This window comes from Saccharopolyspora sp. NPDC050389 (assembly GCF_040655595.1).
Classification (GTDB): domain Bacteria; phylum Actinomycetota; class Actinomycetes; order Mycobacteriales; family Pseudonocardiaceae; genus Saccharopolyspora.
Genome location: NZ_JBFAKG010000017.1, coordinates 68,894 through 89,655, shown reverse-complemented (window position 1 = coordinate 89,655; position 20,762 = coordinate 68,894). Strand labels below are relative to the sequence as shown.

Annotated in this window: 20 protein-coding genes and 1 pseudogene; 14 read left to right on the top strand and 7 right to left on the bottom strand. The window is 71.1% G+C overall.

The window, feature by feature from the left end; all coding sequences use genetic code 11:
* A pseudogene (locus AB0I53_RS13840) lies at positions 1–89 on the top strand (EsaB/YukD family protein); the annotation flags it as partial.
* 193 nt (positions 90–282) lie between these two features.
* Complete coding sequence (locus tag AB0I53_RS13835) at positions 283–1,497, top strand: FAD-dependent monooxygenase (protein WP_358601429.1); 1,215 nt, start codon at positions 283–285, stop codon at positions 1,495–1,497.
* 2 nt (positions 1,498–1,499) lie between these two features.
* On the opposite strand, the gene AB0I53_RS13830 is transcribed toward AB0I53_RS13835, so the two are convergent.
* Positions 1,500–3,506 carry an APC family permease gene (locus AB0I53_RS13830; RefSeq protein WP_358601427.1) on the bottom strand — a complete coding sequence of 669 codons (2,007 nt, stop codon included), beginning with the start codon at positions 3,504–3,506 and terminating at the stop codon, positions 1,500–1,502.
* Positions 3,507–4,132: 626 nt separating this feature from the next.
* Between AB0I53_RS13830 and AB0I53_RS13825 the strand changes: the two genes are divergently transcribed.
* Both AB0I53_RS13825 and AB0I53_RS13820 read left to right on the top strand, forming a co-directional pair.
* A complete protein-coding gene (locus AB0I53_RS13825) occupies positions 4,133–5,110 on the top strand; it encodes a sporulation protein (RefSeq protein WP_358601424.1) in 978 nt (325 codons plus the stop codon).
* Positions 5,111–5,237: 127 nt separating this feature from the next.
* Positions 5,238–5,456, top strand: coding sequence for a hypothetical protein (locus AB0I53_RS13820; RefSeq protein ID WP_358601421.1), 219 nt, complete (start codon positions 5,238–5,240; stop codon positions 5,454–5,456).
* 15 nt (positions 5,457–5,471) lie between these two features.
* On the opposite strand, the gene AB0I53_RS13815 is transcribed toward AB0I53_RS13820, so the two are convergent.
* Both AB0I53_RS13815 and AB0I53_RS13810 read right to left on the bottom strand, forming a co-directional pair.
* Positions 5,472–5,855, bottom strand: coding sequence for an inorganic pyrophosphatase (locus AB0I53_RS13815; RefSeq protein WP_358601418.1), 384 nt, complete (start codon positions 5,853–5,855; stop codon positions 5,472–5,474).
* Positions 5,856–5,859: 4 nt separating this feature from the next.
* On the bottom strand, positions 5,860–7,131 hold the full coding sequence (locus tag AB0I53_RS13810) for an Nramp family divalent metal transporter (RefSeq protein ID WP_358601415.1): 1,272 nt from the start codon (positions 7,129–7,131) through the stop codon (positions 5,860–5,862).
* A 288-nt stretch (positions 7,132–7,419) separates the two neighbouring features.
* Here AB0I53_RS13810 and AB0I53_RS13805 point away from each other — a divergent pair, with 288 nt between their 5' ends.
* Both AB0I53_RS13805 and AB0I53_RS13800 read left to right on the top strand, forming a co-directional pair.
* Positions 7,420–8,310, top strand: a complete 891-nt coding sequence (locus AB0I53_RS13805) for an MIP/aquaporin family protein (protein WP_358601413.1) — start codon at positions 7,420–7,422, stop codon at positions 8,308–8,310.
* A gap of 115 nt (positions 8,311–8,425) precedes the next feature.
* Entirely contained in the window at positions 8,426–8,719 is a 294-nt protein-coding gene (locus AB0I53_RS13800) for a hypothetical protein (protein WP_358601411.1), read from the top strand.
* A 51-nt stretch (positions 8,720–8,770) separates the two neighbouring features.
* Here the strand turns inward: AB0I53_RS13800 and AB0I53_RS13795 are convergent, their stop codons facing one another.
* The 3 genes from AB0I53_RS13795 to AB0I53_RS13785 are packed head-to-tail and all read right to left on the bottom strand — an operon-like array spanning position 8,771 to position 11,736.
* Positions 8,771–10,231 (bottom strand): aromatic amino acid lyase, encoded by a 1,461-nt coding sequence (locus AB0I53_RS13795; RefSeq protein ID WP_358601408.1) that lies wholly within the window; start codon positions 10,229–10,231, stop codon positions 8,771–8,773.
* Positions 10,232–10,264: 33 nt separating this feature from the next.
* On the bottom strand, positions 10,265–10,837 hold the full coding sequence (locus tag AB0I53_RS13790; protein WP_358601405.1) for a cysteine dioxygenase family protein: 573 nt from the start codon (positions 10,835–10,837) through the stop codon (positions 10,265–10,267).
* A complete protein-coding gene (locus AB0I53_RS13785) occupies positions 10,834–11,736 on the bottom strand; it encodes an amidohydrolase (RefSeq protein WP_358601402.1) in 903 nt (300 codons plus the stop codon). The genes AB0I53_RS13790 and AB0I53_RS13785 overlap by 4 nt, the downstream gene beginning before the upstream one ends.
* Before the next feature lie 107 nt (positions 11,737–11,843).
* On the opposite strand from AB0I53_RS13785, the gene AB0I53_RS13780 reads away from it, so the two are divergent.
* Positions 11,844–12,848 (top strand): LacI family DNA-binding transcriptional regulator, encoded by a 1,005-nt coding sequence (locus AB0I53_RS13780; protein WP_358601399.1) that lies wholly within the window; start codon positions 11,844–11,846, stop codon positions 12,846–12,848.
* Positions 12,849–13,184: 336 nt separating this feature from the next.
* Here the strand turns inward: AB0I53_RS13780 and AB0I53_RS13775 are convergent, their stop codons facing one another.
* Entirely contained in the window at positions 13,185–13,526 is a 342-nt protein-coding gene (locus AB0I53_RS13775; protein WP_358601396.1) for an MmcQ/YjbR family DNA-binding protein, read from the bottom strand.
* Positions 13,527–13,634: 108 nt separating this feature from the next.
* Here AB0I53_RS13775 and AB0I53_RS13770 point away from each other — a divergent pair, with 108 nt between their 5' ends.
* The 7 genes from AB0I53_RS13770 to AB0I53_RS13740 all read left to right on the top strand — a co-directional run bounded on the left by AB0I53_RS13770 (position 13,635) and on the right by AB0I53_RS13740 (position 20,743).
* Positions 13,635–16,160 carry a LuxR C-terminal-related transcriptional regulator gene (locus AB0I53_RS13770; RefSeq protein ID WP_358601394.1) on the top strand — a complete coding sequence of 842 codons (2,526 nt, stop codon included), beginning with the start codon at positions 13,635–13,637 and terminating at the stop codon, positions 16,158–16,160.
* Positions 16,161–16,464: 304 nt separating this feature from the next.
* Positions 16,465–17,580: a hypothetical protein gene (locus AB0I53_RS13765; RefSeq protein ID WP_358601391.1), complete on the top strand. Its 1,116-nt coding sequence runs from the start codon at positions 16,465–16,467 to the stop codon at positions 17,578–17,580.
* Positions 17,581–17,600: 20 nt separating this feature from the next.
* Positions 17,601–17,948 (top strand): hypothetical protein, encoded by a 348-nt coding sequence (locus AB0I53_RS13760; protein WP_358601388.1) that lies wholly within the window; start codon positions 17,601–17,603, stop codon positions 17,946–17,948.
* Positions 17,945–18,778 (top strand): ESX secretion-associated protein EspG, encoded by an 834-nt coding sequence (locus AB0I53_RS13755; protein ID WP_358601385.1) that lies wholly within the window; start codon positions 17,945–17,947, stop codon positions 18,776–18,778. Before AB0I53_RS13760 ends, AB0I53_RS13755 begins: the two co-directional genes overlap by 4 nt.
* Positions 18,779–18,819: 41 nt before the next feature.
* Positions 18,820–19,242: a YbaB/EbfC family nucleoid-associated protein gene (locus AB0I53_RS13750; protein WP_358601382.1), complete on the top strand. Its 423-nt coding sequence runs from the start codon at positions 18,820–18,822 to the stop codon at positions 19,240–19,242.
* Complete coding sequence (locus tag AB0I53_RS13745; protein WP_358601379.1) at positions 19,239–19,553, top strand: type VII secretion target; 315 nt, start codon at positions 19,239–19,241, stop codon at positions 19,551–19,553. The genes AB0I53_RS13750 and AB0I53_RS13745 overlap by 4 nt, the downstream gene beginning before the upstream one ends.
* Positions 19,550–20,743: a hypothetical protein gene (locus AB0I53_RS13740; RefSeq protein ID WP_358601376.1), complete on the top strand. Its 1,194-nt coding sequence runs from the start codon at positions 19,550–19,552 to the stop codon at positions 20,741–20,743. The genes AB0I53_RS13745 and AB0I53_RS13740 overlap by 4 nt, the downstream gene beginning before the upstream one ends.
* Positions 20,744–20,762 lie beyond the last annotated feature (19 nt).

The following is a 20,762-nucleotide window of genomic DNA, read 5'->3' as shown; positions in this document are numbered from 1 at the left end:
CCACGGTATTCAGCCGCGTGACGGTGGTGGCGCCTACAACTCGCATCGACCTGGCGCTTCCCGCAGACGTAGCGGTGGCCGACCTGTTGCTACGGCCGTGTCATGTCGGGGCGAAAGTCCCTTGCCCCGCGGCTCGGATGGTGAGTGGTCGGCGGAGCCCATGCGACCGGCTTTCCGCCGGTGTACAACGGGGGCGTACCGACCCATGCGGACATCGGTCGCTCGTGCTTCTCACGAGCATTCCGCAGTCACCACTCATCCCGCTGCTCGTGGGGAGACGTAATGAAGATCGTGTGCATCGGGGCCGGGCCGGCCGGCCTGTACCTGGCCATTTCGGCGAAGCTCCGGGACGCAGGCCACGAAATCACGGTGATCGAACGGGACCCGCCGGGCGCCACCTACGGCTGGGGCGTCGTGTACTGGGACGACCTGTTGGACACGCTCTACGCCAACGACCGGGAGAGCGCCGAGCAGATCCGCGCCGCCTCGACACTGTGGCAGGAGCAGGTCGTCTCGCTGCACGGCACCGACCACGCCTACCTCTCCGGATACGGCTACAGCATCAACCGCGCTCCGATGCTGGAGATACTCACCGAGCGGGCGATCCAGCTGGGCGTCGACGTCCGGTTCGAACACGCCGCGGAGGATCTGTCGGAGTTCTCCGACGCCGATCTGATCGTCGTCGCCGACGGCGCGAACAGCCGCACCCGGCAGCGCTACGCCGACGAGTTCGGCACCCAGGTCGACCAGGGCCACAACCCCTACATCTGGCTGGGCACGGACCGGGTGTTCGACATGTTCACCTTCGACTTCGAAGAAACCCCGGAAGGCTGGATCTGGTTTCACGCCTATCCGTCCAGCGCCGGCATCAGCACCTTCATCGTCGAATGCCAGGACACCACCTGGCGGCGACTCGGGTTCGACCGGCTCGGCGACGACGAGGGCATGCGGTTGATGGAGGAGATCTTCGACCGGCCGCTGGGCGGGCACTCGCTGATCAGCTCCTCCCGCGGGAAACCCGCCTCGTGGCAGCGGTTCACCCAGGTCTACAACCAGACCTGGCGCTACGACAACATGATCCTCATCGGCGATGCCGCGCACACCACGCACTTCACGCTCGGCTCCGGGACCCGGCTGGCCATCATCGACGCGGTGATGCTCGCGCAGAAACTGCTGGATCGCGATCAAACTGCCATGGCGCTCAAGGAGTTCGACGAGGAAGGCCACGCCGCGCTGCGCATCGCGCAGGCATCGGCGCGCACCAGCATGGCATGGTTCGAGAACACCGACCGCTACACCGACCGCAACGCCGTGGACTTCTGCTACGCGATGTCCGGCCGGAACAGCTTGCAGCCGCCCTGGCGCTACCAGCAGCACCTGCTGACACAACACCTGATGGCGCGCAAGGCCCAACGACTGGCCAACGTCGGCCTGCGCTGGGCGCAGGCGCGGCGGCGCGGCGAGTCCAGGCGGCGCTTGGCGACGCGAACCGGCTGACGTCACCGGCGGCCGGTGCCGCCGGAGCCGATACCTCGGCGGACATCGCCGGGACTGTGCGCCTCCCGGTCCGGGTGGCGCACGGTGCTGGAGTGCAGCTGCCAGGGAACGCTGGTGACCATCACGCCCGGCACGAACAGCAACCGGCCCTTGAGCCGCAGCGCGCTCTGGTTGTGCAGCACGTTCTCCCACCAGTGCCCGACCACGTACTCCGGGATGTAGACGCAGACGACGTCGCGTGGGCTGGTGCGACGGATGTGCTTGACGTAGTCGACGACCGGCTTCGTGATCTCCCGGTACGGTGACTCGATCACCTTCAGCGGCACGCCGATGTCCCGCTCCTCCCACTGCTGCTGCAACGCGCGCGTCTCCGCGTCGTCGACGTTGATCGTGATCGCCGTCAGCGTGTCCGGCCGGGCGGCGCGGGCGAAGTTCAGCGCCCGCACCGTCGGCTTGTGCAGTGTGGACACCAGCACGATCGCGTGCACCCGGCTGGGCAGCGTGGCCGGTTCGTCGTCCAGCCGAAGTTCGTCGCGGACCTGGCCGTAGTGCCGGGAGATCGACCGCATCAGCAGGTACAGCACCGGAATCGCGATCACCACCAGGTAGGCGCCGTGGGTGAACTTGGTGACCAGCACGACCACCAGCACCACCGCGGTCATGCCCGCGCCGAAGCCGTTGATCAGCCGCGAGCGGTGGATCCTGCGTCGCCGCGCGGGCTCGGTGGTGGCGGCCAGTTCCCGGTTCCAGTGCCGGACCATGCCGATCTGGCTGAGGGTGAACGAGGTGAACACGCCCAGGATGTAGAGCTGGATCAGCCGCGTCACCGATCCCTCGTAGAGGTAGATCAGCCCGCCGGCGACCAGCGAGAGCAGCACGATTCCGTTGGAGTACGCCAGCCGGTCGCCCCGGGTGTGCAGCTGCCGGGGCAGATAGCGGTGCTGGGCCAGGATCGAGGCCAGCATCGGGAACCCGTTGTACGCCGTGTTGGCTGCCAGGACCAGGATCAGCGCCGCGCTGGCCTGCAGGTAGTAGAACAGGAAGGTGTTGTCGCCACCGAAGACCGCGGCGGCGATCTGCGCGATCACGGTCCGCTGCGGATCGTTCTCGCAGTCGCCGGCGAAGCCGATCAGGTCGCAGGTGTTCTCCGCGACGCGGACCTGGGAGATCATCGCCAGCAACGTCACGCCGCTGAACATCGTGATCGCGATGATGCCCATCGCCAGCATCGTGCGGCCGGCGTTGACGGCCTTCGGGCGCCGGAAGGCGGGCACGCCGTTGGAGATCGCCTCGACTCCGGTCAGCGCGGTGCAGCCCGACGAGAAGGCGCGCAGCACCAGCAGTGACAACGCGAGCCCGGTCAGCCCGACCTGCTCCGGCTTGATGTCGTACCCGGCGCTCTCCGCCACCGGCGGCGCGCCCAGCGCGGTCCGCACCAGCCCGACGACGATCATCAGCCCGACCCCGGCGATGAACAGGTAGGTCGGCACCGCGAAGGCCCGGCCGGACTCCCGCACGCCGCGGAGGTTGATCGCCATCAGCACGACGATGAACAGCAGGTTGATGCCGACCCGGTGCTCGTTGAGCTCCGGCACCGCGGAGATGATGTTGTCCACCCCGGCCGCGACCGACACCGCCACGGTCATCACGTAGTCCACCAGCAGGGCACCGGCGACCACCAGGCTCGCCGACGGGCCCAGGTTCTCCGAGACGACCTCGTACGAACCGCCGCCGCTGGGATAGGCGTGCACCACCTGCCGGTAGGACGCCACCACGACCGCCAGCAGCACCACGACCGCCAGCCCGACCCACGGCGTCAGGTGCAGGAACATCAGCCCGCCCAGCGACAGCACGAGCAGGATCTCCTGGGTCGCGTAGGTGACCGACGACAGCGGGTCGCTGGCGAAGATCGGCAGCGCCAGCCGCTTCGGCAGCAGCGTCTCGCCCAACCGGTCGCTGCGCACCGGCCGGCCGACGACCAGGCGTTTCAGCACCTCACGCAGCCGCACGGGCTCAGCGTAGGCCCGGCCGCACCGATCCGGCCCTTCGAAAGACCCGGCCGTGTCGGCACGGAGAACCCGTCATCCGGCCGATCGGGCGATGTTGTGTTGATCACCATTTTTGAGGCGTTTGTCCGGAACCCGGTGATCTGTTTCTCCGTTGCTACGGGCATGGGCGATGATCCTGGAAGTACCTGCCGCGTCTCTCGCCAGCCGAGGGGCGCGGACCTCGCCGAGCCGCTGACGCCGCACGTCGGCCGCCCGAACCGAACCGCCTGCCACGAGCCGGCAGGCCGCGCCTCCCGCGCGGAGTCGCGTCACGACCGCATCTCGACGCCGCCCATGACGCCGCGCAGCGTCCGTTCAGGACCGCCTGGAGGAGTCGAATCCGGCGCGTTTCCGCGCCGTGCAGCCGAGAATTCTCCGGCGCTCCTCCCCCAGGTGGCCAACCGCTCCTCCTCTTCTCCGCACGGCATCGCGGCATTCCGGGAACGCCACGACGCGTGCGCGGCGGCTCGCGGCCGCATCGGACCGCGCTGACATCCGATCCGGCAGAGGAGCCGCACGACCCGCAACCGTTCGACAACACGCACCGCAACTGATCGACAGCGAAGAGACAAGAAAGGGCCAGCAGAATGGTCTTCAAGAAGCTCCTGGGCGCGCTCGGCGTCGGCGGCCCGTCGGTGGACACCGTGCTGCGCCACCCGCACGTCCGCCCGGGCGAGAACCTCGCCGGGGAAGTCCGCATCACCGGCGGAAACCAGGACGTCACCGTCGAGAGCGTCGCGCTCGGCTTCGTCACCCGCGTCGAAACCGAACACGGCGGCCACGACGGCCACGCCGGGGTGGAGTTCCACCGCGCCGTGGTGGCCGGGCGGTTCACTCTGAGCGAGGGCGAGAACAAGACCATCCCGTTCGAGCTCCCCGTGCCGTGGGAAACGCCGATCACCAGCGTCTACGGGCAGCACCTGCACGGCATGACGCTTGGCGTGCGCACCGAGCTGGCCATCGCCAAGGTCGCCGACAAGGGCGATCTAGACCCGGTGTCGGTGGAACCCCTGCCCGCGCAGGAAAAGGTGCTGGAGGCCTTCTCCCAGCTCGGTTTCCACTTCAAGAGCGCCGACCTGGAGCACGGCCGATTGCACGGTGTTCGCCAGGAACTGCCGTTCTTCCAGGAGATCGAGTTCTACCCGCCGCAGCAGTTCGCCGGGCGGATCAACGAGGTCGAGCTGACCTTCGTCGCCGGCCCGCACGGACTGGACGTGGTGCTGGAGGCCGACAAGCGCGGCGGTTTCTTCACCCCGAGCCAGGACGCCTTCGGCCGCTTCCACGCCAGCCACGAGGAAGCTCTCACCACCGACTGGGCCGGGCAGATCCACGGCTGGCTGGAGCAGGCCGCCGAACGCCGCGGCGGCGCGGGCCACCACGGCCATGACCACCACGGCTACGGCCACCACCCGCACGGGTACCACGACGAGCACCAGCGGCGCGGCTCCGGGATGGGCGGCATGGTCGCCGGCGCCGCACTCGGCGCCGGTGCCGGGATCCTCGGCGGCATGGTCGTGGGCGAGGTACTGGAAGAGGTTTTCGAGGGCGACGAAGAAGAATTCTGATCCTCCTCGCGGCGGGCGCCGGGAATCCGTTCCCGGCGCCCGCCGCGCGACGGTCCGCTCAACTCCCGTCGGGGCCACCCGATAGATTGATCAACATCGTTGTTTCCGCCGCGATCGGGAGTACTTGGTGAGCACGCGCGAACGCGTTCGCGAGCGGGTCGACGCGCCACTCACCCAGCGAGTGGTCATCGCCGGCACCACGTTCACCGTCCTCGACCTCTTCATCGCCGTCGCCGTGTCCGCGATGGAATCCCAGGTGCGCCGCGACCGCGACGACGACGGTGAAACGGTTCGAGCGCTGCTCACCGAAGTCCGGGAACTCCGCACCGCACCCGCCGATTCCTGACCGGCGGACGGACGGCTACGTCTCGCCCGGCACGACGAGGTGACCGCCGATGCCGAGGACGCCGCTGACGAACTCCCTGGCCATCTCGATCTCCTCAGGCGAGCAGTCGACCAGCACCTTGATCTCGGCGTCCCGCTTGGCCAGGTCCGCGGTGAGCAGGACGCCCGCCACGCCCGCGCCCGCCGCCGAGCCGACGAAGACGTCGATGCCTTCGCCGTCACCGCCGGTGGTTCCCGCGAGGTAGCAGTAGGCGAGCGGGTAGCTCACGTCCGGGATGCGCGGGTGCGGTCGTCCCCTCGGCCGGTCGACGACGATCTCGCCGTGCCGCACGAGGTCGGCCAGCGCGGCGAAGAACCGCGCAGATCCGTGATGCGCACCGTCCAGCGCTTCGGTTCCCATGAACTCAGCCCAGGAACTGGTCGTAGAGGAGGTAGGCGTTCAGGCCGATGATCAGCGTCGTGATCGTCGTCATCACCGCCGTCAGCCAGCGCGGGTTCGCGAAGTCGCCCATGACCGAGCGGTCCCTCGTCACCAGCAGCAGCGGGATCAGCGCGAACGGGATGCCGAAGCTCAGCACGACCTGGCTGAAGTTGAGGACGTCGGTTGGGTTCATGCCGAGCATGATCACCGCGAGCGCGGGCGTCATCGTGATCAACCGGCGCAGCAGCAGCGGAATCCGGAAGTTGATGAACCCGGCCATCACGACCTGCCCGGCGAAGGTGCCGACGCTGGAGGACGAGATCCCCGACGCCAGCAGCGCGACCGCGAACACCAGGGCCGCGGTGCCGCCGGCGAACGTGGCGAGGCCCGCGTGCGCGTCCTCGATGCTGCTGATCCCGGTGTTGCCGCTGGTGTGGAACAACTTCGCGGCCATGACCAGCATCGACAGGTTGATCATCCCGGCGAGGCCGAGCGCGATGATCACGTCCCAACGCTCGAAGCGCAGCACCTTGCGGCGGTCGTCGTCGTTCGAGCAGGCCACCCGGCGGCTCGTGAGCGCCGAGTGGAGGTAGACCACGTGCGGCATCACGGTGGCGCCGACGATCCCGACCGCGAGGTAGGCGCTGCCGGCCGGCAGCGTCGGCACCAGCCCGGCGATGGCCTGGGCGGGCTCCACGCCGATGCGCAGCAGCTGGTAGGCGAAGCCGGCGATGATCAGCAGCAGCAACCCGGCGATCGCCCGCTCGAAGGGCCGGTAGCCGCGCGCCTGCAGGCCCAGCAGCGCGAACGCGACGACCGCGGTGATCAGCGCCGCAGGCACCATCGGGATGCCGAACAGCAGGTACAGGCCGAGCGCGGCGCCGACGAACTCGGCGAGGTCGGTCGACATGGCGACGATCTCCGCCTGCAACCACAGTCCCCACCGCACCGGCCGGGAATTCCGTTCCCGGCACACCTCGGGCAGCGTCTTGCCGGTGACCACGCCGATCTTCGCGGACAGGAACTGCACCGGCATCGCCATCAGGTTGGCCAGCACCACGACCCACACCAGCGCGTAGCCGAACTCCGCGCCGGCGCCGATGTTGGTCGAGAAGTTGCCGGGATCGACGTAGGCGATGGCGGCGATGAACGCGGGCCCCAGCATCGCGAGCGCGCCGCGCACCCGCCCCCGCCCGAGCACCTGGCCGACGGCCTCCTGGGTGTTCCGCTCCGCATCGACCTCGGTCACGCCCATCGGTCCACCTGTGCCGCTCCCTGCGCGCCGATGACGGCCTCCTGCCGGTACGCGCGCGGAGCCCCGACCGGCCCGCGCGAACGATAGTTCGTCTCTCCGTCCACGAGGTTACGGTATGACGAAAAATCGTTTTCGAAAACCCCCACCCGGCCGCTGCGCCGTCTGCGCAGCTGCTCGCACCCGGCGCGTCCGGAGCCCGAGTCCTACACTCCGGTTACCGATTCCGCCGCTCCAGACCGGCCGAATCGCGCAAATGGGGGCAAGTCAACTCGGGTTGTGGAGTCACCGATGGCCGAGGAAAACCAACGCCGCCGCGGCTACCGAGCAGGACTCGGCGGCGAGATGCTGGCCGAATTCCTGGGAACCTTCGTCCTGATCCTGCTGGGATGCGCGTCGGTCGCGGTAGCCGTCGCCGGGCTGCCCGGCTCGGGGCGGCAATCCGACGCCTTCGGGCCCGCGAACTGGCTGATCGTCGCGTGGGGCTGGGGATTCGCCGTGGTGTTCGGCGTCTACGTCGCGGGCGGCGTCAGCGGCGCGCACATCAACCCGGCGGTGACGCTCGCCTTCGCGGTGCGGCGGGCCTTCCCGTGGGTGAAGGTCGTCCCCTACGTCGTCTCCCAGGTCGTGGGCGCGTTCCTCGCCGCGGCGCTGGTGTACTCCGTGTACAGCTGGGCGATCGACGCGTTCAACGCCAAGGCGGGCCTCGCCCGCGACCAGTCCCTGGACACGTTCGCGATCTTCGCCACCTTCCCGGCCAAGTACTTCGACGGATCGTGGTGGGGACCGCTGCTGGACCAGATCGTCGGCACCGCGATCCTGGTGCTGCTCATCTTCGCACTCACCGACACCCGCAACACCGCGCCGGCCGCCAACCTCGGGCCGTTCCTGATCGGCCTGGCCGTCACCGTGATCGGCATGACCTTCGGGCCCAACGCCGGCTACGCGATCAACCCGGCGCGCGACTTCGGCCCTCGCCTGTGGACGTTCATCTCCGGCTGGGGCGACATCGCCCTGCCCGGAACCTACCAGTGGTTCAGCGCCTACTTCTGGATCCCCATCGTCGGGCCGCTCATCGGCGGCGTCATCGGTGCGGTCGTCTACGACCTGTTCATCGGCCAGGTCGTCGCGGCCCGCGCGGCACCGCCGGAAACCGGGCGGGTGAACAAGGACGCGAGCTGAGGCCGATGGCCGCGGGCCCGGTTAATCCGACCCGGTAGCGGCGCGGTCCGCCGGATTACGACGGGAATCTTCCCGGGTACACCCATTTCGAACATCGGGATGGGTGGCGGTGGCTATGACGCAGCAATACCTCGTCGGCGAACTGTCGTTTCGGTTGGCACTACTGCAGGACGTGGCCGATCCGCCGGCCGCAGACCGGTTCGCGAGTCTGCGCCGGGAGGTGGAGGCGGCGCTGCCGGATGCGCTGGGCCCGGCGGTCGCGCGGGCGATCCGGCTGGTCGACGAGTGCTGCTGGGACTCGGTGCGCCGGGGCGACGTCACCGCGTTCGACGCCCTGGCCGCGTGGTCGGCGGAGCTGCACGAGTTCGCCTCCTGCGCGCGCCTGCTCGATCAGGAGGCCAGGAAATGACCGCGGCACGAGAGCCGCCGGGGCGACCGGCGATGTGTCCACATTGGCCGATCAGGGTGTTCGACGAGCATCCGCCGGCCGCACGAGCCGCGGGATCTCGTCGACGAGGGTCGCGGCGGCCGCGACATCGCCGGACAACGGGCGTTCCCGGGTATCTGGATCCAGCGCGTCGCACGCCCGCTCGTAAACCGCGCGGACCGGTTGCGCTGGGCTGACGCCGCGCAGCCGGTTCGCGCGGACCGCGGCCACGAGTTCGCAGGCCAGCACAAGTCGATACGCGTCCGCGGCGCGCCGGGTCTGCCTGGCCGCCTGCGGGGCGAAGCTCGCGTGTTCTTCGGCGCCTCTGGACAGCACGATGTGGCCGAGCGTCGCGGGGAACGCCGCAGCGCGCAGCTCGGCGAGCGCGGAGCCAGCGCCGTATTCGAGCGCCATGATTCCCGAGCTGCCGGGCGGTCCGGCCGCCAGGAACGGGCGCAGCCCGGTCATGTCGGGTTCGGTGAGCATCGCCAGCCTCCCGGCCGACAACTGCGCGGTGGAGAGCATCGCCAGCCGCAACCGGTCCAGCGCGAGGGTCAGCCCAGCGGCGTGGAATCCGCCGTGGTGGCGGGCGGTCGCCGGTTCGCCGGTCGTGATCAACGGGTTCTCGGCGGACGAGTTGATCTCCACCACGAGGACCGCGTCGGCGTCGGCCACCGCATCCACTGCGGGGCCGTGCACCTGCGGGAAGCACCGCAGCCCGAACGGGTCCTGGATCCGGCGGCCCGGGGCCACCTCGCCGCCGAGCAGCGCCAGCATCTCGGCCGCGACCCGGGATGCGCCGGCGTGCGGGCGGCCGGCGTGCACCTCGGGCGCGAACGGCTCGGTCGAGCCGTCCACGGCGAGCGAGGTCAGCGCCGCGATCGGAACGGTCGCCGCCACGAGGCCCTGCACCGCAGCCACCGCCAGCGCCGCCTGGCCGATGGTCAGGGCGTTGCTGCTGATCAACGCCAGCGCCTCGCCATCGGTCAGGGCGACCGGAGCCGGACCGCGACCGATCCAGCTCGCCTCGCCCGCCAGGGCCAGCCCTAGCTCGGCCAGCGGCCCGAGATCGCCGGTTCCGACCGCGCCGTGCTCGTGCACCTCCGGGTACGCCCCGGCGTTGAGGGCCGCGGCCATCGCCTCGGCGAGCCCTGCCCGCAGACCAGTACCGCCGCGCAGAATCTGGTTCAACCGGACGGTCAGCATCGCCCGCACGTCCCGTTCCGGCAGCAGGTTCCCGATCCCGCTGGCATGGCTGCGCAGCAGCCGCATCCCGTGCGCCGCGCCGCCTGGCACCACTTCGGAGCGGTTGGCGCCGACGCCGGTGGTGCGCCCGTAAACCGGCCCCGCCACCGCTGCTGCCGCGCCGAGCCGGGCCAACGCGGCGGGCGGGACACCGATCGCCACCTGGTCGTCGACGATCCGCACAACATCCACAATGGACATCTCGGTGCCGTCGAGGAGCACGGGATCTCCGGTGCGCACCGCGGTCATGACTCCTTCCCTCCCCGCGGAACCCGCGCTGGGTCAGACGAGCGCCGTGTTGTCGATGGGGCGCAGTTCTTCTGCGTAGGACACGGAAACACGCCGGATCACGCCGTCGGCGACGGAGTACTGGCCCATCCGCCACAGCGGCGGCGAATAGGCGTGGATCGAGACGCTGTGCCGCTCCTTGCCGGTGAGCCGGTGGATGTGGTCGGGGCCGCAGCCGTACCCGAGGCCGGCGGCGACCTCGGTGGCCACGCTCGGCCCGGCCACGGCCAAGTTGTGCTCGACGAGCGCACCGCGGGCCACCGCGACCGCGAACGAGGAGATGTCGTGGTCGTGCCAGCCCGTGTCGTTCTCCGGCGTCCAGCACAACACCCAGACGTCGACGTGCGCGTCCCGGTGCAGCGATGCGTAATGCCGCTTGTCGTCGCTGAACGCGACGTGATGCCGCCACACCTCCGGCCGGCGCGCGAGATCCGCGACCAGACCGAGCAGTTCGCCCTGGTCGAGGTAGCGCCCGGGCAGCGTTTCGAGGGTGAAACCGCCCGGCACCTCGCCGATCCGGCGCGCTCGCCTGGCGGGCAGGCCGGGCGCGGTGGGTTCGCCGATCACGGTGATCCTCCTTCGAGCAGACGACGTGGGTTCGAGCAGCGGATGGCCCGGGCGGCGGCCTCCCCCAGCCCAGGATCGGCCGGCTCGGCGTAGGGCCGGTCGCTGCCGAGGACGACCGGGTCGATCCCGAGCACCCGGACGAGCGCATCCACCCCGCGCGGCCCGTACGACGAGGTGTCGACGAAGACGCCCGGATCGACGCGGTCGAACACCCCTCCCCTGGCCACCAGCCGCTCGTGGTGCACCGGCGCCAGCCCGGCTCCGGCGGCGAAGCAGATCCGCAGCTCCGGGAGCAGCGCGCGGCCCGTGACGTGCCAGGACCACCACGCCGCCTGCAGCTGAGCCACGTAGTCGACGACCGGCGGCCACCAGCCGGGCACGTCATCGGCCGGGCAGGTCGCCGCGCCCGGGTGCACGAACACCGGCCGGTCCGCCTGCTCGCACACCGCGAGCAGCGCGGCGATGCGTTCCACGTCGGCCGGTTTCCGCATGGCGTCGGCCGGGATCTGCAGGCCTGCGCAGCCCCTGCCGAGCGCCTCCCGCACCCGCTCCTCGTCGGGCTCCAGCACGTTGGCCGCCGCCCACGGCCGGAACGGATCGGGCAACGCCGAGGCGCCGCGATGCCATGCGTCCAGCAGCGGCTCCGCTTCATCCGGCGGCAGCCATTCGATGCCGAGCGGGCTGGAAAGCGAAACCAGCGCGACCGCCGTCCCGGCCTCGGCGTCGCGAGCCGCGCGCCCGGCCGGCTCGTGATCGGCCGGATCCACCTCGAACGGCGGCTCGCCCGCCAGGTGCAGCGTCCAGCCGCGCAGCAGCGGTGGATCCGCGCGTGCGCGCAACGCGTCGACGAACTCCGCGGGCCACAGGTGCTGGTGCACGTCGATCACCGGATCGGACACGGCCACGCCCTTGTGAAGCGGTTCAGTGAACGGTTTCAGTGAACCGCCTCAGTGCTCGCGCGGTCAAGGGCCGAACGCACGCATCCGCCACGCGCTAGGCTTTCCAGGTGCAACGCCGCAAGCGGCCCACGATCAAGGACATCGCGGCGGAGACGGGGCTCTCCCCGGCCGCCGTGTCCTACGCGCTCCGCGGTCTGCAAGTGCCCCCGGAAACCCAGCAGCGCGTGCGGGAAGTCGCCGACCGCCTCGGCTACGAGGCCGACCCGGTGGCCCGCGCGCTGGCCAGCGGACGCACCGGCATGGTGGGTGTGCTGTGCAGTTCGCTGGAAGACCTGTGGCAGCAGAACTTCGCCACCACGCTCGGCAGGCGCTTCCTCGCCGCCGACCGCAACACGCTGTTCATGGACTCCGCCGCCGATCCCGCGCGCGAGGCCCTGCTCGCCAAGAACCTCCTCGACCAGCGGGTCGACGCGCTCGTCACGATCCCCGTCGATCCGACGTCCCGGCACTGGCCGGAAGCCGCCGAGCGGACCATGCTCGTCGCGATCGGCGACCCGCTGCCCGGGGCGGCCACTGCCGCCGAGGTGGTGTTCGACAACGGCCTGGGAGTCACCGACGCGCTGAAAACGCTCAGCGCCGCCGGGCACGACGAGATCCTGGTGCTGACGCCGGGACCGCGGCTGATGCGCCAGCGGCCCGCGGAGAAGGTCGTCCGCGAGGTCGCGCAGGAACTGCGGATGAGCCTGCGCATCGTGGCCTGCCCGAACGACCTGACCGGCGCCGCCGAGGTCGCGCGGACCGCGCTCGCCGAGAAACCCCGGCCCACGGCGGCGTTCTGCCTCACCGACTCGATGGCCTACGGCGTCTACGAGGCCGCACGCGATCTCGGCCTGGCCATTCCCGCCGACCTCTCGGTCCTCGGCTACGACGACCACCCGGTGTCGCGCCTGCTGACGCCGGCGCTGTCCACCTACCGCTGGGACGTGGGAACCGTCGTCGACGCGGTCGTCGAGCGCGTGCTCAAGGCGGTCGACAAGAACCGGCGGAGCCGGCGCAAGCTCATCGCCCCGGAACCGAAGCACCGCGACTCGGTGGCCGAACCGCGCCGCTGAACGCGGGCATCCATCCACAGTGGCCCGTCCGCGACGCCGTGGAGGTTCCCAATTTCAAAGGCGATTTCAGAAATGGGCTCACGTAGCGGTGCGGGTAGCGGCCCCCTGCGGGAGTTGCGGCCGCCGTCTGGACTGTGGGATCCCCGATTTGTGCATGCCCAATACGCGGCTTCGGAGCTGTCCTCGCCAAGAACCCCGGCGGGGCGGGCGCTGCCTGAAAACCCGCGGCGGTGCGAGCTGAGTTCCTCACCGCATGCGGCTGACGCCGCATTCTGAAAGGACCCGTTAGGCAAAATTGGAACACCCACCGAGCCCGGCTGCGCCGCTCGGCTCGGGTTACGGGAGCGGGTTCTCCTCGACGAGGGATTCCGGGGCCGAGAGCCGCCAGGCCTCGTACACCAGCTCGGCGAGCTCGTCGGCGTCGATCTTGGGCAGGTGCACGACGACCCAGCCGTAGCCGCCCGCCGTGAACTGCACCTCGAACACCTCCGGCCGCTCGGCCACCAGCGCGACCTGCTCGGAGAGCGTCTGCTTCAGGCCGACCGTGTCGGTGCGCGGCCAGTGGTAGCCGAATCCCTTGCCGCGCACGCTGAACGACGTGTAGTCGCGCGCCTCGGCCTGCTCGACCTCGGCGAGCTTGTCCACCATCCGCAGGAACTGACCGCTCGGCACACCCATGTGGACCATTCTCGCGCAAGCCACTGACAGGAACCGGCCACCTGGTCTGTTCTCGCCGGAATCGGCTTTTCCCGCGATCACCCGATTGTAGGATTCCTACTGATTGCGATGGTGAGCTTATTTGGACGAGACGAGACACAGCGCCTGCTCGCTGACGCCGCGGCGGCAGCACTGGCCGGGCGCGGCGGGCTCGTCATGCTGCGTGCGGATCCCGGTCTCGGCGTGACCGCCGTGCTGGACGCGCACCTTCCGGTGGCCCGGGATCTCGGCCTGCGGACCCATCGGATTCCCGTGCTGCCGCCGAGCGGATCCACCGCGTTGTCGGCCGGTGCGCCGGACTGGGCCGAGCCCGCCGTGGTCGTCATCGACGACCTGCACCAGGCGGACGACGCGACGCTGCTCGCGCTGCACGAGCTCGCCGAAGGACTGCACGACCGGTCGCTGCTGGTCGTCGCCGGGCGACATCGCGGCGTCGAGCCCGCCCGGTTCACGCGGCTCGATCGACTCACAACCGTGCACGACCTCGAACCGTTGGACGACTACGCCGTCCGAGCCCTCCTCGCCGAGATTTCCGGTGCTGAACCGCCGGAATCGCTGCTGCGGCTGGCCGACGGCGCAGGCGGCAACCCGTGGCTGCTGACCCATCTCACCGAGGATGACCGCGCCACGGCGGTGACGGCTTGGGCGACCGGGCTGGCGGGCGGCGATGCCGCTCTGCTGCGCTTCGCCGCGATCCTGGACGAACCCGCGTCGGTGGACGAGCTGGCCGCCGTCGCCGGAACGGCGCCGGTGGACGCGCTGGCCGGAATCGCGCGGCTGGCCGCGCTCGGGTTGCTGGCGGAAGAAAGCGGGCTCGTTCGGTTTCGGCATCCGGTTGTGCGCCAGGACGTGGCGGCGACCTCGGCGGGCTTGCGCGGCTCCGCAGCACGCGCGCTCGCGGCCCGCGACGCCGTGCCCCGGGCGGTCGCCGAACAGCTCGCGCACACGCCCGTGGATGCGTGGACCGTCGGCTGGCTCGACGACCACGCCGATCGGCTCGCCGCCCGGCCCACACCAGCGGTGGTGGACCTGTTCCACCGGGCCGTTTCCTGGCTGCCGCCCGGCGATTCGCGCCTGCACCCGTTGCGCGCCGCGCTGGCCGAGGCGCTGATGTGGTCGGGCCGGACCGATGAGGCGCAGCGCACCGCCACCGCCAGCCTGGCCGCGCATCCGGACACGCCGATCCGGCACCGGCTGCGGGCCGTGCTCGCCCTGATCTGCTTCCGGGAGATGGATCCCGCCGCCGCCATCGCGGCCCTCGACCCGGAACGCGTCGACGGCAAGCTGTCCGGACGGCTCGCCGCGATCGACGCCGCCGCCTGCCTCGCGGCCGGCGATCTGACCGGGACGCAGCGCGCCGTCGAGCTCGCGACGCCGGCCGCCGCGCACGACCCGCTCGTCGAAGTGTTCCTGCTCAACGTCGAGGCGACGGGCCTGTTCGTCTTCCGCGACCTCGACGGGGCGTTGGAGCGGCTGGACCGCGCGGACGCGCTGCTGGAGATCGCCGTCGACGACCGCGGACTGTGGCTGATGTCGCGCCTCCTGCGCGCGGTCGTCCAGGACCTGCGCCAGGACCGGGCCGCCCTGGAGACCATCGAGCAGGCGCGCCCGATCGCCCGCGAGATCGGCGCGGGCCTGCTGGTCTGGCTGCACACCATCGCAGCGTTGGCCGCGTTCAACAACGGGCTCTGGGACCGATCCCTCGACGAGATCGGCGCCGCCATGGCGCTGTCCGACCAGTACGGGCTGGCCGGCCCGCTGCACGGGGTGGCATCCATGATCATGCTGCACCGCGGCGACCTGCCCGCCGCCCGCGTCCACGCCGAGCTCGCCGAGCGGTCCGTCGGCCGCGGCGTCGCCGTGTTCTACGAGCAGATCTCCATCCTGGCCAGCGCGCACGTCGCCGACGCCGAGGGCAACTCGCAACGGGCGCTGGAGATCGTGCACACCCTCGCCGCCGGCGACGTCGGCGTGCATCACGCCCACGCGGTCGCCACGGTCGGCGCCCGGCTCGTGCGCATCGCGGTCACCGGCGGCGACCGCGACCTGGCCAACCGGCTGGTCGCGCAGATGCGGGATCTGAGCACCGGCGAATCGGCCGGCGAACGCGGCGCGCTCATGTACTGCCAAGGCTTGGTCGACAGCGACGTCGACGTGCTGCTGGCCGCTGCCCAGGAGTTCACCGACACCGGATCGCCGATCCTCGCCGCGCGCGCGGCGGAGGACGCGGCGAAGGCCCTGGCCGCGTCCGGCAGATCCACGGACGCCCGGGCCGTCTACCAGACCGCGATCGACCAGTACACCGCGCTGACCGCCACCGGCGACATCAACCGGGCGGACGCCGCGCTGCGCGCGTACGGCCTGCGGCGCGGCGCGACCGGCTCCCGGCGCAGGCCGAAGCACGGCTGGGACAGCCTCACCGCCGCCGAGTACCGCGTCGCGGAACTCGTGGCGCAAGGCCTGACCAACCGGGAGGCCGCCGAACGGCTGATCGTGTCGGTGCGAACGGTCGATTCGCACGTGTCGCGGGTGCTCGCCAAGCTCGGCTACTCGTCACGGGTCGAGATCGCGCTCGGATTCGAGCAGCGCGAATGAGGCCCGCTACCTACCCGGCTTCCGGAACATCAGCAATGTTGCTGATGATTCCGATGCGCCGTTCTGGTGATCTTTATGCGGCACCCGCCGAGGGGAGGCGGGCCCGGCATGAAGGTGGACATCCCGCATGGATCTCGTGCGCAAACCCGCGCCGGTCGGCAGCGCCGTCGCGCCCGCCGTGAGCGCACCACTGTTCCGCGACGACGGCGGCAGCCGTCGCCAGCATCTGTGACCTCAGCAAAATCACCGTGATCGGTGGTCCGCCGCCGGGTCGGCGGACCGATTGGAAGGCAGAACACCGGACATGATCAACGACTCGGGAGCGGCGAACGTCGTTGAGACGGCGTCCGCCGGCGTGCAAGACCTGGCGAACGCCGCCACCTCCGTGCTGGACCAGGCCGGGCCGGCCGGTGCGCTGGCGCAGCCCGTGGTGAGCGCCCTGCGCAACGTGTGGGAGGGGTACTTCGGTTCGCCGATCCCGCCCGAAGGCACGAACTGGAACGCCTACACCCACGAGCAGCTCCACCAGATGCTGTGGGACAACGCCGACGTCGGGGACGTCAGCGCGGTCGCCACGGAGTGGGGCCGGCACAGCAGCGAGCTGACCGATCACGCGGAAACGATGCGCCAGCAGCGAGGCGCCATGCAGACGAGCTGGACCAGTTCGGCGGCCGACATGGCAACGGAGCGGCTCGGCGCGATCGGCGAGCGGACCGACGGCATCAGCACCCGCGCGGCCACCACCCAGCAGGCCACCCAGGACGCCGGCGACGCGCTTTCCGTCGCGCGCAACACGATGCCGCCACCGCCCGGTGACCCGACCGGAGGCGCCGTGGCCAGCGCCGTCGCCGGAGCCGGGGCCGGCGCGGTCATCGGCGGCCTGGTCGGCGCGGGCGCGGGCGGCGTCGGCGCGGGCCCGGGTGCCCTGATGGGCGCCGCGATCGGCGCCGTGGCAGCCGGCGGCGGCAGCCTGTTCCTCGCCAACGTCGCGGCCGCCGAGAAGAAGGCGCAAGCGGTGCACGTGATGCAGCGCTACGAGACGAGCCTGCTCAACAGCAGCAAGACGGTCGCGCCGGCCGGCACGACCGAGGCGATGGGCTTCGAGACGCCGGCGGCGACCTCCGCGGCCGGATTCGGCGGCGGAGCCGGTGCGGCCGGCGGCGGCACGCCCTGGGGGAAGCTGGTCGACGCCGGACCGCTGGAGGCGGGACTGCGCGGCGGAGCCATGGGAGGCGCGCTGATGGCCGGGTCCGGCTCGATGGCCGGCCTCGCCGGGCGCGGCGCGGGCGGCGGCATGGTGCCGCCCGGCGCGCGGCGCGGCGAGGAAGAGGAAGAACAGGTGCACGAGAACCGCATGCCCACCGTCGACCAGAAGCTCTTCGCCGACGACCGACCGGCCAGCGCCCCGGTCATCGGCTGACACGAACAGGAGTGAATCCCTTGACCTCCGAAGCAAACTCCGGGCGCGGCTACCAGGTCTCGCCGCAGGACCTCGCGGCCCAGGTCACCACGCTCACCGGCATCGGCGAGCAGACCAACGGCCTGGTCACGTCCGCGCGCCAGCTGGCCGAGCGGATGCCGATGCTCGGCACCGCGCCGCCCGCGATGCACCTGGCGATGCGGCTGCGCGAGGCGGCCGGCCAGTCCGGGCTCACCGGCGAGATCAGCGCCGCCGACACGGAGCTGAACGGCTTCCACAACGCGCTGCACCAGACCGTCACCGGCTACGTGGATTCCGACGACAGCACCGCGCAGGTGCTGCGGAAAACGGGCGGTGCCGCGGAATGACGGCCGCGACCACGCGCACCGCCCGGCGCGGGGCCACCGACGGAACCATCCACTTCGGACAGATCGAGCTCGACCTGCTCGCCTCGCACGTCGGCGTGCGCTTCCCGTTCCCGCTGCGCGTGCCGTCGTTCGGACGGATCGCCGGCGAGCGGGAGGTGCTGCTGGCCACCGCGGGGCAGACGCTCCAGGCGCGCGGGCTCGCCGACGAGGACGGGCCTGCCGGCGCCGCGGCCGAGCTGGTCACGGCGCTGCGCGAGCACCGGGGCACGGTCGATCTCGTGCTGGCCGACGGCGACGGCTCGACCGCCGTCGTGGCGATGGTCTACCGGTCGTGGACGCTGATCTGCGAGCAGTCGCTGGACGACGACCCGGCGAGCCCGGTGCGGATCAGGCGGGTCGTGGCGAACGCGCTGGCCGACGCGCTACGGGCGATGGTGCCCGACCTGGGGCCGGCCAGGGCGATGCCGATCTCGCTGCCCGAGCGCGCGATCAGCAGCGCGGCGGAGCTGATCCGCGACGTGGCCGACGACGCCGCGAAGGAACGGCTCCTGCGGGAGCTCGTCCGCGACTGCGGCGGCGACCCCGACGTGCTCGACCATCTCACCGGGCTGCTGCCGACGCTGACCGGCCGGGGCAAGCTCGGCGCGACGCGGCGCGACGGAGCCGAGAGCGTCCGGGCCGGCGCCGAACTGTCCTGGTTGGACGGTCCGCGCGGGCGGCTCCGGGTGAACCAGGCCCGCAACGGCTGGGTGAGCATCAACCCGTTGCGGGGCGAGGACCTGCGGTTCGCGCTCGACGAGCTGGCCGGGATCGCCCGCAGGCCACGGTGAGCCCGTCGCGCACTTCTCAGGACGAAGTCGGAGGAAACACCGTGGATTCACCAGCGCAGTGGCTGGCTGACTATGACAAGAAGCTCGCGCGGGCGGCGGCGAACGCCCGAGCGGCCAGCGAAAGCCTGAGCCGGATGAGCGGCACGGCGAGTTCGCCGCGCGGCGAGGTCACCGTGCAGGTCGGGCCCAGCGGCGCGATGGAGGACATCCGGCTGACGCCGGCGGCTCGCGCGCTCGAAGCCGAGCAGCTCGCGCGGCTCATCCTGACCACCGCGCAGAAAGCGCAGCGCTCGGTCGGCGCCCAGGTGGTCGAGATCATGACCGACTACGTCGGTGACGGTCCCGCGCTGGACTTCGTGAAGCAGAACATGCCGCCGGCCGCCGGCGTCGACGCCTCGTCCGGCCCGCCCCCGCCGGACAACGACGACGACTTCTTCGCGAACCCGCAGGTGATCGTCCGATGAGCGCGCCCAACGACTTCCAGGTCGATCCCGAGCAGATCCGGGAGCACGCCAAGACGGTCGCCGACATCGCCGGCGGGCTGTCCGCCGCGGCCGGGGGCCTGCCCGGCGAGCTGGCCGAGAACGCGCTCGGCACGTTCGTGCAGTTCATCACCGCCGGGCTCAGCGGCGCCATGACCCAAGCCGGGGAGGCCATCGGGAACGCGGCGTCCGCCATGGACGGGATGAGCTCGGCGCTCGTGCAGACCGCCGAGGGCTACGAGCGCTCCGACGATCACAACGTCGGCCTGCTGCTCGGGAAGGACGCACGATGACCGTGGAGATCAACTTCTCGGCGAACCCGGGCCAGTCGAGCACGTCCCAGGTCGTCGACGACCTGAAGTCGACGATCCAGGCCGTGCAGAACAAGGACTGGCAGACCGGCGACTTCGGCGGAGCCGGTGCCGGGATGCAGCTGCTCGGCTCGGTGTCCAACCCGCTGTCGGCCCTGGCCGGCGCCGGTTTCGGCTTCCTCGCGGAATCGGTGTCGTTCCTGGAAGAACCGCTGCAACAGCTGGCCGGCGACCCGAGCTCGATCGCCTCCGGTTCGCAGGGCTTCCAGGACGCCGGGCGGGCGGTCTCGACGATCGCCGACGCGTACGGGCAGTCGACCGGGCCGGAGACCAGCGGCTGGTCGGGCGAGGCCGCGGCCGGATACCTGAAGACCGGCGCGGAGCTGGTGGACGGGATCAACGGGCTCGGCCAGGCGGGCGTGGCGCTGGCGGAAGCGGCGGCCGGCGCGGGCGAAGCGGTCGCGAAGACCCTCCAGGAGGTCACGACCCTGGTCAACGAGGCCGTCGGCAAGATCATCATGATCATGAACCAGGCGATCGCCGCGGCCCAGGCGACCTTCGGGGCGAGCATCGCGGCCGCGATCCCGCAGGCCGTGCAGGTCGCCGTGGAATACGGCGGCCGGATCATGGGGCACCTGCAGACCCTGCTGTCCAGCGCGCAGAACCTGATGACGCACGTGGATTCGACGGCGAAGGCCGTGGCGGCGCTGACCGACAAGATCGTGCAGATCAGCGAGATGGCCCAGCAGAGCACCGGCACGCCGAAGAGCACGACGGCCCAGAGCGCGCAGTCCGGGACGCCGGGCCTGCCGTCGGACCAGTCGTCGATCCCGGCATCGTCGTACGCGGGGTCGGCCCACGGCACGACCTCGGCCGGCGCGACCTCGTCGCACGCCGCCTCGCCTCGCCTGGCCTCGGCCGGTTACTCCACCGCCAACCCGGTGGGCTCCAACCCGGGTTCGTCCGGCTCGGCCTATTCGGCCTCGGCCGGCGCGACGTCCCAGGGCGGCTCGCCCTACCTGGCGGGCGGCCCGATGCAGCGCCCGACGAACTCGTCCGACCCGGCGACGCTTCGCAAGAACCCGTACGACGCGACGTGGCCCGACCCGGACTCGTCCGAAACGCCCCAGTACGGCACGGCCCAGTACGGCACAGCCCCGCCCAACTCCTGAGCCCTGCTGGAACGCCTGC